The sequence below is a fragment of the Peribacillus sp. B65 genome, from assembly GCF_058513295.1.
In genome coordinates this window covers 1,111,259-1,123,124 of record NZ_CP195840.1, presented here as the reverse complement: position 1 = coordinate 1,123,124, position 11,866 = coordinate 1,111,259, and the positions used below count along the sequence as shown (strand labels likewise).

Here is an 11,866-nt window from a genome sequence, read left to right as displayed (position 1 = left end):
ATTGTCTTAAATAAAATCAGCTTTTCTTTGCAATCCTCTCGGAGTAGTGGCTACTTCAATTTTCCCTAATAAGAAATCAATAGCAATGGCCAAAAAGATAACGGGCATGGCACCTGCGAGCATAATGCCTGGATCGTAAAGTGAGATTCCGGTGAATATAAGGTCACCTAACCCACCTCCTCCAATTAAGAAAGCAAGTGCGGCTGATCCCACATTAATAACGGTTGCGGTCCGAATGCCTGCAAGAATTGCATATGACGCATTAGGGAGTTCAAGCTTGAAAAGAATGAGTTTTTGCGTCATACCCATTCCTGTTCCAGCATCAATGATCGATGGAGGAACCGATTGAATTCCAGCAATCGTATTCCGTAAAATTGGAAGAAGTGAGCTGAACCACAGCGCAAATACCGCGGTTTGCCAGCCTAAACCTAGATAACTCATGACAAGCGCTAAAATGGCTATACTTGGCACCGTTTGTCCGATATTCGCAAAATTAACTACAATAAATTCAAATTTTTTAAACTGAGGTCTCGTAATAAAAATCCCAAGAGGCACGGCCACAAGAATGGCTGCCAGGGATGAAAGCGCCACCAATTTCATGTGCTGTCCAGCTAAATGAAGAAGTTCACCAGAGTTATCTTTTATATATTGAAATGCACCTGATTGGAGAGCATAAGCTAGCAGTGCAACAATAATCAACATTAACAAAGCGCGAATCAATATTTCTATCTTGTTTATTTCCTTCATTAAGACACCCACCTTATTGAATTATTGACTTTAACTTCGAAGGGTGAACACCTGTCAAAACTTCAAAGTCACCAATGCTTAATACTCCGCTTGGCTGTCCTTTATGATCCAAAATCACAGCTTCCCCTTTTGGTGATGATAATAATAGAGACAGTGCTGTTCGAAGATCTGCATCAATATTAACCACATATTCGCTAGATTCAATTTTTATATTCATTTTTCGATTTACCTTTTTCGCTTTATTTAATAGATCCCTGACCGTTAATAGTTGTAAACGTTTAATTTCACGATCACTTCCAATAAAGTTGTTCACAAAATCATTTTTTGGATTAGACAAAATCTCATCCGGTGTTCCATACTGCATGATTTGGCCATCGTTAAATATAGCAATTTTATCCCCAAGACACAAAGCCTCATCAATATCGTGACTAATAAATAAGATCGTTTTCTTTACGTCTTTTTGAATTCGTAAAAATTCCTTTTGCAACCGATCGCGAATAATCGGATCTAGTGCCCCAAATGGTTCATCCATCAACATAACTGGCGGGTCTGCCGCCATCGCCCTTGCCACTCCAATACGCTGTTGCTGTCCGCCTGATAATTCCCAAGGATAACGCTTTCGGTATTCCTCATGGTTTAACCCCATCATCTCCATTAATTCTTTGTATCGTTTTTTCATTTCCCCTTCGTTCCAATCCAGCATCTTTGGTACAACATTAATGTTTTGTTCAATTGTCATATTCGGAAACAAACCATTTTGTTGAATTACATAACCGATTGAACGTCTCAATTCGATTGGATCCAATGAGTAAATATCTTTTCCTCCGACTTCAATAGTCCCCTCTGTGATAGAAACCAAACGATTAACCATTCGTAAAAGAGTTGTTTTCCCACAACCTGAGGGACCAAGAAATACACAAATTTCTCCTTTTTCAATTGTCATATTTACATTATCTACTGCCTTCACCGATTTTCCAGAGCTTTTGTATACCTTCGACACATTTTTAAATGTAATCATAAGTCATCCCCTTCCTTATCCTATATGAGCTTTTTTGGGCGAAACCCGTTTTTGTACCTGACCTAGTAAATAGTCAGCAGCGATCGCTAATATTGAAACGGCAATGGCTCCAGCTTGAACCATCTCTGTGTAACTTGTGGATATTCCTCTTGCGATATATACCCCAAGTCCACCAGCACCGATATAGGCAGCAATTGCCCCAATTCCAATCGTTAATACAACGGCCATTCTAATTCCTGCCATAATTACTGGAAGGGCAATTGGGATTTCAACTTTTAAAAGACGTTGCCATGCCGTCATTCCCATTCCTATTGCAGCGTCGCGCATATTGGGATCTACATTTTTAACAGCGATGAATGTATTACGGATGATTGGAAGCTGCGAGTACAAGACCAATGCGATAAACGCTGGTAAAAACCCAATCCCTTGATTAATGATAGATAAAATCGGAATCATGATACCGAACAGTGCAATACTTGGTATCGTCATAATAATGCCTGCTACTGCCAGTACAAGATTTGATAACTTTTCATGCTGTGTAATATAAACTCCAAATGGAACACCGAGTAATATGGCTACACCAACTGCTAATCCAACTAATTGGATGTGCTCCCATGTCATTGCTAAAAGCTCTCCCCAGTTCGACCCGATAAAGTCCAATAAATCCACTTTTTTACCCTCCTTTAATTTAAATGATTCGATTATGACTTAATAGTCTTGCATAGTTCAGGTCACTTTTTTATTTAGTTGTAAAAATAAATTGCTTCTTAATATGGTCTAATGTCACTTCTATTAATGTTTTCCTACTTAATTAAACAAGCTTCTGCTAAAATTTCCACAATGTGTTTAGCATCCACATTTCTTGTACCGCTTCTCTCTACACCTAGCTTCATTTGGAGCAGGCACCCCGGATTTGTTGTAACTATTGTTTTTGCATTTGTTTTTCCCGCCATATACATCTTTTCGTCTAATATTTTCATCGATTCATCAAAATTCATTAAATTATAAATACCGCCAGATGCACAGCAACGGTCACTTCCCTCCATCTCCATATAACTTGCCCCTGGTATGGATCTAAGAAGCTTCCTAGGTTCTTGAAATACTCCCTGGACATTTCTCAAATGGCAAGAATCTTGATACGTAATAATACCAACCCATTCTTTTTTAAACGGGAGAGGACCAAATTTCACCAGAATTTCGGTAATATCTTTTGATTTCCTAACAAATGCTTCACTGCGCTTTTTCCATTCTGAATCATGGTTAAATAAGTGATTATACTCACTAAGCATCGCTCCGCAGCCCCCAGCGTTATTGACATAATAATCAGCACCGGATGCTTCAAATGCTTCTATATTGGCTTTTGCGAGTTTTACAGCCCCATCCTTCATTCCTTGATGGGAATGAAGTGCACCGCAACATTTTTGATTTTTCGGAATAATCACTTCACAGCCAATTACTTGAAGCAGTTCAATTGTTAGCCTATTAATCTTTGACATGATAGCGTCCATGATGCATCCCGGGAAAAAGGCAATTACTGCTTTTGTCTCGCCTAATGCTGGAAATTTTTGTCCGTATTTATATCGTTTGATTGGTGCTTCGATCTCCGGCAGGATCTTTTCAAACTGTCCCATGGGCTCTGACACTTTGTTAATCATTTTTGTTTTTTGCACCACTTTATTTATTTTTGTTTTTTGATATAGCCACGTTAGATTGCCTAATGTACGAAGACGATTGCGATGCGGAAATAAACTGGTCAGCGTAAAATCGACCACTTTTGTTTGAATCTTAGGTTTATTTTTTTGCTTTTTATGATGTTCATGCTTTTGATGTTCTGTAATGACTTCTTTAGCTACCTCATAAATTTGTCCGTATGGTACATTAACCGGGCACGCTACTTCACAGGCTCTGCAACCAAGACAAAGGTCAATTGGCTCAGCTAGATCTTTTTGAAGATCGATTTTTCCCTCTGCAGCCATTTTAACCAGGTTAATTCGTCCGCGAGGTGATTGTGATTCTTTCCCCATAGATTCATAGGTTGGACAAGCAGGAAGACAATATCCGCATTGCACACATTGATTGGTTGCTTCATACGAAAGATCACGCAATTTTTGAGTAAACTTATCTGTAATTGCTAATTCCTTTTCGTGAGGTGCTTTATTCATGTTAATTCCACCTTTAGTTTTCCAGGCTGTGGAAATATTTTTCCTGGGTTTAATATAGAGTTTGGATCCCATGCATCTTTAATTTTTTTCATCATTTGCAGTCCATCTAATCCAAGCTCCAATTCCATATAAGGAGATTTTAATATCCCAATCCCATGTTCCCCTGAAAGCGTACCGCCAAGTTCGATGGCAGCTTCAAAAATTTCACTGACTGCATCTTCGACACGTTTCATTTCTTCGATATTTCTCTTGTCGGTAATAATATTGGGATGGAGGTTACCGTCCCCCGCGTGACCAAAAACAACCAGGTTCAACTGATATTTCTCACGAATTTGATAAAGCTTTTCAATCATCTCAGGGATTTGGCTTCTTGGTACTGTCGCATCTTCAGAAATTTTGGTTGGTCCCATTTGTGTAATAGCTGGAGAAACCATTTTACGAGCTTTCCAAATCTCATCACGCTCAGCATCTGTTTTCGCCACTTTGACACTAGTCGCCCCTTGTAAAAGACAGATATCTTCACATTTTTTTATTTCTTCATCGATTGCCGCAGGATGGCCGTCCACTTCAATAATGACGATGGCTTCCGCCTCAATGGGCAAACCTGCTGGTGAGTAATTTTCAACCGCACGAATACATGCATTATCCATTAATTCCATCGCACTTGGTAATATTCCATTTGATAATATTTTTGTTATGGCATGCCCTGAATCAGCAATTCTTACAAATGAAGCTAAAAGTGTTTTTCTTGCAAGCGGCTTTGGTATTAGACGCAAAATGGCTTCTGTTACAATTCCCAGTGTACCTTCCGAACCAACTATGAGTCTTGTTAAATCGTAGCCAGTCACATTTTTAACCGTTCGACCTCCTGTACGAATAATTTCTCCAGTTGGTGTAACAACTTCTAAACCAATTACATATTCCTTCGTAGTACCATATTTCAAGCCCTTTGGACCACTTGAATTTTCCAACAAATTCCCTCCAATTGTTGAAACATGGGAACTGCTTGGGTCCGGTGGATAAAATAAGCCTACCTCTTCTGCCTTTTGTTGTATGTCACTTGTAATTACACTTGGTGAGGAGATTGCCAGTAAATTTTCACGGTCAATCACAAGTTTTTTTTCAAATTGTGACATATCTAGAATCATGCCCCCTTCAACAGCAAGGGAACCCCCGCTTAAGGAGGTAGCCGCTCCTCTAGGATAAACAGGAATTTTAAATTCGTTTGCAAGCTTGACCAAGTCAGCAACTTCTACTTTATTTTTTGGTTGAATAACGATTTCCGGCAAGTATTCACCGAATGATGCATCAAAGCTATAAGAATAAAGCTCTGCTAAATCTGTCAGTACCCTTTCTTTTGGAACGATGGTATATATAAGCCTTAATAGCTGCTCTTTCATCACTTGTCATCCTCACTTTTCAATATCTAAAAGCTGCTTTGGATTATGAATGATCATCCTTTCAATCTCGGTTTCTGTTATACCTTCTTCGATCATTGCACTGACAAAGCGACTTAATGCTTCTATTGGCGGAATATTGTGTTCTTGGCCATAATCTGTTACAAGCACACATGACGCTGGACCAATTTCCCGTATTGACTTAGCCATTTGTGTTATCGTTAAATCTTGAAAATCCTCACCGCAGGCTAAATAGCATTTCTCGATTATAGCGCCTTTTTTGGCAAACTCTTTTTGCTTTTCTATTGATACTGGGGCAATGCCTAGATCTGCATGCTGAATTAAGATCTTGTCGATATGATGTTCATTGGCTGCGTCAATTAACACAGAGACTTCTTCTTCCGATAGATGACCTGTTGCAAGGGTGATATTTGCTTCACTGATAAGTTCCAGAATTTCAATGACTTCTGGTTTTATCTGTCTATTCTCATCCAAAATAGTTAAACCTTCTTCAATGGGCAGGCTTCGTTCACTATTGAAAAAGCGGGTCTTTTTTTTGGCAAAATTACAACAATGCTGATTTGCTGAAATAGTCGGCATCCAAATTATTTTGGCACCTTGCCTTATTGCTGCATCAACCGCTTTGGGTGATAAGCCACCTGTAAATTCATTTAAAACAAGTCCACCGTAAACATGAAGTTCTGGCTCTTTTAAACGGATTAATGTCGTGCGGTCCACAGTTGATGCCTCATGTGCTTTTAATACGGCACCTGCCATTTTAGCTTTTTTTAAGTCTTCTATAAATTCCCAATCAGTCTGCTTTCTTGGGAAAATACTAGGATACGTATGGCAATGTAACTCTATTGCACCTTCTAATAACGGATGAAAATCCATCTATGCCACTCCTTTTTAAAAGTTAATTCTTTAATAAATTAATGCAAGTAACATGCCAACTATATATGGGCTTTTTTTCAATTTCTACATATCTTTTTGATATATTTTGTAAAAAAATTTTTCGCTTTGAAAAAATACTTTTACAAACTTTGAGGATTGCCAAAAACATATGAAAACGAAAAAAAAGAAGAATTAAAATAATTCTTCCTTTTTTTGCTTAATTTCTTCTGATGACTTATTCATTTGTTCATGATACTTATTTATCTTGTAAAATAGCCGCTGTCTTGAAATTCCCAGCTCTCTGGCTGCTGCGGAAATTTGCCCATCGTTCTCTTCAACCGCAGACAATATAAATTGCCGTTCAATGTCTTCCATTTGTTCTGGAAGCGTTCTCTTTTTATTAAAAGAAACGATTGAAGGAAACTCTGCATTCATTTCACTAGATCCCCTAATTTCAGAAGGGAAATCTTGTAACGACAAGTCTTCCTCCTTACATAAAACTGCTGCTCGCTCAACGGCATTTTGAAGCTCCCGAACATTTCCTGGCCATTCATATGCTTTCAATATATTCATAAGCTGAGGTGACACTCGAAAATTTTTCTTCATTTTTTTACGGTGCTTCTCCAAAAATTCCCCAACCAGAAGGGGAACATCTTCTTTTCTTTCTCTAAGTGCCGGAATATGCATATCTATAATATTCAAGCGATAATACAAATCTTCACGGAAATTCCCCTCTTGTACCATTTGTTTCAAATTACGATTTGTTGCAGAAATAATTCGAACGTCTACTTGTTTTAATTGATTGCTACCAAGACGCATGAAGGATTTCTCCTGCACGACTTGAAGAAGCTTAGCTTGAAGCGTAAGTGGCACTTCGCCAATTTCATCCAAGAAGATAGTACCATTTTGTGCTGCTTCAAATTTCCCTGCACGACTTGCTGTGGCACCGGTAAATGCACCCTTTTCATAACCGAAAATCTCGCTTTCCAGCAAATTTTCAGGGATAGCAGCGCAGTTTACAGCAATGAATTGACCGTTATTGCGATCACTTAAGGAATGAATCATCTTGGCGATCATACTTTTACCTGTTCCGCTTTCCCCATGAAGAAGAACCGTTGCATCTGTGGCGGAGACACGTTCAATTAATTCGTAAATCTGCTTCATTTGCTTGCTTATACTAATAAAGCCCTCTATAGATTCAAGTTTGTTTAACTGACTTTTCAGTTGGATATTCTCTTGTTTCACTTCAAGTAGTGTATAAGCTCTGTTAATAACAAGTTCTATTTCCTCTAGTTTTGCTGGTTTTTCTAAATAATCAAATGCACCTGCCCTTATAGCGGATACAGCGCTTTCTATATCGCCATAAGCCGTCATGATGACAAATACCTTTTGAGGATAGAGTGCCATGAATTCCTCTAAAAGTTCCAAACCATTTGCATCTGGAAGATTTAAATCGAGGAAAACAAGGTTGGGGCCGTCTTCTTTCATTCTTCTTCGTGCTTCTTGTCCATTGGCAGCAAGAATTACTTCATATCCCTTCTTGCGAAATGACAATGATAGAACACGCAAAAGTCTAATTTCATCATCCACAAACAGAATGCTCTTCATATTCATTCTCCTCATGTTTTAGTATTTCAATATGTATTGTGGTTCCTTGAGAGAATACGCTTTCCGCCCATATCTCCCCACCATGTTGAACTATAATTTCGTGAGCAATAGATAAACCTAAACCTGTTCCCTCTGGTTTCGTGGAATAAAACGGATTGAAGACCCAGTTTAATTTTTCTTTCCTAATGCCTTCTCCGGTATCCGAAATGGAAAGCTGCCAATATGCCCCTTTCTCTTTAAGCGCAACATGAATATTACCCTCATCTTTTATCGCTTGAATACTGTTCAAAAATATATTTAAAAGCAATTGTGTCAATTTATGCCGGTCCCCCAAAACGGGAGCTTTACTAAAATTGTATTCGGTTGTGACCATAATGTTTGCATCATTAAATTTTCTTCTTAATAAATTAAGCAATTCATCAGTAATCATAACCAAATCTGTCAGAACATGATTGTTATATTCATCATCTTTTGTTAGCTTCAGAAAATCAGTTAGTAGTCTGTTCATGCGATCAGAGGCTGTTAAAATATCTCCTGTCAATTCATCAATCACTTCTTTTTCTTTAAATTCATCTTCTATTTGTAGGCGAATTGTTTCTGCAGCAACCTGAATAATACTTAAAGGATTTTTTATTTCATGGGCAATCCCAGCAGTGAGCTCACCAAGGGATGCTAGCCGTTCACTTTGTTTTAAGTATTCTTCAAGCTTCTTCACTTCACTTACATCACGAATGACAAGAATGGCGCCGATGTACTCATCTTGTTCTCCTTTAAGAAGAGATGCATAAATACGGACATCATGATACCCCTTTTCTTTATCAATAATATAGCTTTCTACTTCTTCAAAAGACTTCCCTGCATTAAACGTTTTTAAAAGAACGAACTCTTGTATATCATGTATTATCGGCAAATTAAAAATAAGCTGATTTAATACTTCTTCCCGGCTATAAAGCATTAAATCTTCTGCTCCTTTATTGAAGGTCATAATCCTACCATCCTTGTCCGTAGTAATAACACAATATGGAATGGACTCCAGGATATAAAACATACTTCTTTCTTTTTCCCTCAATTCCGTTGCCATCTCTGATAATACAATCGATAATTCCTCAATTTCATCATTTGTTTTCACTTTAATGAATTCTTTACGCTTACCTACTTTATATTCTTGTACATGCTTGATGAGCTTCGTGACAGGAAGAATCACTCTTGATGCACTGAACATAGCAAGTCCTATTGCGATAATGAAAACGATGGAAAAACCTTGTAAAAGTAAACTTTGGACCACTCGTGCAGGCTTTAGCGCTTGTTTAATCGGTTCTCCCACAATCAAACTAATATCTCCCAAGAGAATGGGCCGATACGCAATGGCCATTTCTTTGTTGAAAATCTCGCCATTCCAAATATCTATATCTTCTTTTTGAAGATGAATCCCAACTTCATGATTTTTAATGGATTTGCCAATATAACTTTGGTCGGTATGTGCAATAATTGTTCCATTGCGGTCAATTATTGCATTCACACCCTCTTCCCCGATTGCAAATTTTTGAAGGTGTTCTGATAAAATGTTTAAATTTAAATAAGCGACTACACTCCCCTTAAATTCTCCCTTTTCATTAATGGATGGATATGCAATCGCAATGGTCTTGCGGCCGTCAGGCAGTTCCATCATATTTGAAATATAGCTTGTCTGACTCCAGGTGAGCCTTTTTAAAATAGTACCATTTTCAATAAAATCAGAAAATGGTACATTCGGAATACGTTGGTTCAACTGATTCTCTTTATATACTTCTATGAACAGATAAAGTGGATCCTGTGCCAAAATCGTCTCTATTTCTACATGAAAAGCATTCTCTGCTTTGTTATCAATATTTGTAACAATGGGCGATACCTGTCTCATATCGGAAATTGAATTTTTGAAAATATTCTCTGTTTGGTTGCCAAGGGTTTTGGCTATAAGTTCATCTCGATATTCCATTTGTGACCGTACAGATCCATTCATTACATGTATGGCAATCAAATAAAGAGAGGCCAGTACAAACAAAATGACAACTAAAACAATAGTTACATAACGCTTCATTAGCCTTGATTGAAATACTTTCATTTACAAAACCTCGATATGTGAGAAATGAAAAAAGCACTTTATACATTGTTATTAAATTACTTTTTATTTGTGCTTCTTAACACCCTCACTTTTAATTGTTACCTATTATTAAAGTATACTAACGATTCAAAGCGCTTACATTTGTAACTTCTTTACCAGTTCCCGATAAAAAATCGGCCTTCTTGATAGTAATAGCTTATGCTGATCAAACCACCAATTTTGTTCCATTTTAGAATTAGCCACTATCAATACCTCTTCACTGTGAGAAGAGGCAACTACGGGAATGTCACTTCCATAAATCGGATCAGGTGTATAAACGGCACTCCCACCTTTACAATCAATATCTGAACCTATAAAATTCGCAATGAGTGTTTTTGTTTGCGAAAATCTTGCTGTGGCGTCCCATGTCGTCATCGAATTTATCGGAAACTTATTTTCCATTATTTTTTCAGGAAGCGCCAGTGTTGCACCAAATTCACCATGCCAGCATGAGGGGATGGTAATAAAATCGGCACGTTTTACGGCAATAATGCCCGCTACCTCAGGATATGCAGCATCACTACCGACTATAAGGCCCACACGCCCTATATCCGTTACATTTGCTACTACCATTTCCCAACCGGCAGAGGCCCAGCGTTCGTCCGATTCTGACAAATGAATTTTACGGGCTTTGGTAACCCTATCGTCCTCTGGCGTCAGAAGAACCACTGTATTATAAAGGAGATTCTTTTCTTCCTCTATCATACCAAAAATGATATTAATTTGATATTCAGTTGAAAGCATTCTCATTTCTCTTATGGTTTCTCCATATATGGGTTCAGCAAGTTTCCGGATTTCCTCAGGGCTAAGTGAATTAACGGGACCTGTTAAGGAAAGTTCCGGGCAAATAACTAGTGATAACAAGCTTTTTTGTTTTTTAGCCTTGAAGCTAGCATCCGCCAGGAGGTTTTTTATTTTCTTAAGATTTTCTTTTTTATCTCCTATTACCGGTTCATACTGCAATAAAGCAGTAGAAGTCTTTTTTTCATAAGTCCCGGTATCCATTTGCTTTGATGGTGATTTTTTATACTCCCAAGGTCCGACGTGCAACATTAAATCAGAATATAGGTCTGGCTTTCGTTTTTCCATTCTTTTTTTTGCGGGATTTTCATATAAAGCAGGGTCAATATCCGCATATAAAATAACTGTCTCACCTCTCGCGTGACTTTTTTCTACGTATGGGGTTTCAGCAAGTTTCCTACCTAAAGGTGACCAAATGGCACTTGCACCGATCATATGGTAATCGGTTTCTGTATTGGAACGATTCGCCCCAATGACGTACAGACCGTTCATTTCAGCCCATGCCTGCAGCATCGAAAGCGATCCACCTGTTGAATTCGTCGGAAAGCAAAGAATATCCGCTCCCTTCACAGCAACGATCCGGGCCGATTCAAAATAGCTTGAATCCATACAAATAATGACTGCAATCCTCCCAATAGACGTTTCGTATACCGGAATGCCCATGTCCCCCCAATGTGCCCAGCTATCTTCTGTTGCCCATTGATGCACTTTCCTGTATTTTCCGATATATCCCATAGGACCCACAAGCGCAGCCGAATTATAGCAAAGTCCGTCTTCTTCATCTACCTCCGCCATTCCTATGATAATATGTGTATCGTAAAATTTTGCGACTTCTTCAAAACGTTTAGTGGTTTTCCCCGGGATCGTATCTGCAAATGGAAGTATAGACTGACGATTCTCGTAATGATAGCCTGTTGTAGCCATTTCCGGTGTGACAATCAATTTGGCTCCATTCTTCGCTGCTTCTGTTACCGCCTCAAGCAAATGATCAATATTGTTGTCCAATTGATTTAATAGTGGATTAAACTCAATAATGGCTGCTTTGAAAGGATGCTTATTATCCATAAAGTGGCTCCTTTTGATTCAAAATATGAAAAGA

Annotated in this window: 9 protein-coding genes; all 9 read right to left on the bottom strand. The window is 38.3% G+C overall.

From position 1 onward, the window contains the following. Positions 1–6: 6 nt before the first annotated feature. The 9 genes from ACSR9O_RS05535 to ACSR9O_RS05495 all read right to left on the bottom strand — a co-directional run bounded on the left by ACSR9O_RS05535 (position 7) and on the right by ACSR9O_RS05495 (position 11,832). On the bottom strand, positions 7–747 hold the full coding sequence (locus ACSR9O_RS05535; protein WP_491724093.1) for an ABC transporter permease: 741 nt from the start codon (positions 745–747) through the stop codon (positions 7–9). Positions 748–760: 13 nt separating this feature from the next. After that, positions 761–1,765 (bottom strand): ABC transporter ATP-binding protein, encoded by a 1,005-nt coding sequence (locus ACSR9O_RS05530; protein ID WP_491724092.1) that lies wholly within the window; start codon positions 1,763–1,765, stop codon positions 761–763. Positions 1,766–1,780: 15 nt separating this feature from the next. After that, positions 1,781–2,434, bottom strand: a complete 654-nt coding sequence (locus tag ACSR9O_RS05525; RefSeq protein WP_133349104.1) for an ABC transporter permease — start codon at positions 2,432–2,434, stop codon at positions 1,781–1,783. 134 nt (positions 2,435–2,568) lie between these two features. Continuing rightward, the gene (locus ACSR9O_RS05520; RefSeq protein ID WP_491724091.1) at positions 2,569–3,927 is read right to left on the bottom strand and encodes a (Fe-S)-binding protein; all 1,359 of its coding nucleotides are present in this window, start codon (positions 3,925–3,927) and stop codon (positions 2,569–2,571) included. After that, the gene (locus ACSR9O_RS05515; RefSeq protein WP_434169342.1) at positions 3,924–5,327 is read right to left on the bottom strand and encodes an FAD-binding oxidoreductase; all 1,404 of its coding nucleotides are present in this window, start codon (positions 5,325–5,327) and stop codon (positions 3,924–3,926) included. Before ACSR9O_RS05515 ends, ACSR9O_RS05520 begins: the two co-directional genes overlap by 4 nt. A gap of 12 nt (positions 5,328–5,339) precedes the next feature. Beyond that, complete coding sequence (locus ACSR9O_RS05510; RefSeq protein ID WP_434169341.1) at positions 5,340–6,218, bottom strand: DUF6282 family protein; 879 nt, start codon at positions 6,216–6,218, stop codon at positions 5,340–5,342. 192 nt (positions 6,219–6,410) lie between these two features. Further along, complete coding sequence (locus ACSR9O_RS05505; protein ID WP_350302267.1) at positions 6,411–7,826, bottom strand: sigma-54-dependent transcriptional regulator; 1,416 nt, start codon at positions 7,824–7,826, stop codon at positions 6,411–6,413. Further along, positions 7,801–9,927: an ATP-binding protein gene (locus ACSR9O_RS05500; RefSeq protein ID WP_491724090.1), complete on the bottom strand. Its 2,127-nt coding sequence runs from the start codon at positions 9,925–9,927 to the stop codon at positions 7,801–7,803. Before ACSR9O_RS05500 ends, ACSR9O_RS05505 begins: the two co-directional genes overlap by 26 nt. 135 nt (positions 9,928–10,062) lie before the next feature. Beyond that, the gene (locus tag ACSR9O_RS05495) at positions 10,063–11,832 is read right to left on the bottom strand and encodes a nitrilase-related carbon-nitrogen hydrolase (protein WP_491724089.1); all 1,770 of its coding nucleotides are present in this window, start codon (positions 11,830–11,832) and stop codon (positions 10,063–10,065) included. Positions 11,833–11,866: the final 34 nt, after the last annotated feature.

Coding starts and splice junctions, on each gene's coding strand:
- ACSR9O_RS05535 (WP_491724093.1), bottom strand. CDS start 747: ATGAAGGAAATAAACAAGATAGAAATATTGATTCGCGCTTTGTTAATG.
- ACSR9O_RS05530 (WP_491724092.1), bottom strand. CDS start 1,765: ATGATTACATTTAAAAATGTGTCGAAGGTATACAAAAGCTCTGGAAAA.
- ACSR9O_RS05520 (WP_491724091.1), bottom strand. CDS start 3,927: ATGAATAAAGCACCTCACGAAAAGGAATTAGCAATTACAGATAAGTTT.
- ACSR9O_RS05515 (WP_434169342.1), bottom strand. CDS start 5,327: ATGAAAGAGCAGCTATTAAGGCTTATATATACCATCGTTCCAAAAGAA.
- ACSR9O_RS05510 (WP_434169341.1), bottom strand. CDS start 6,218: ATGGATTTTCATCCGTTATTAGAAGGTGCAATAGAGTTACATTGCCAT.
- ACSR9O_RS05505 (WP_350302267.1), bottom strand. CDS start 7,826: ATGAAGAGCATTCTGTTTGTGGATGATGAAATTAGACTTTTGCGTGTT.
- ACSR9O_RS05500 (WP_491724090.1), bottom strand. CDS start 9,927: ATGAAAGTATTTCAATCAAGGCTAATGAAGCGTTATGTAACTATTGTT.
- ACSR9O_RS05495 (WP_491724089.1), bottom strand. CDS start 11,832: ATGGATAATAAGCATCCTTTCAAAGCAGCCATTATTGAGTTTAATCCA.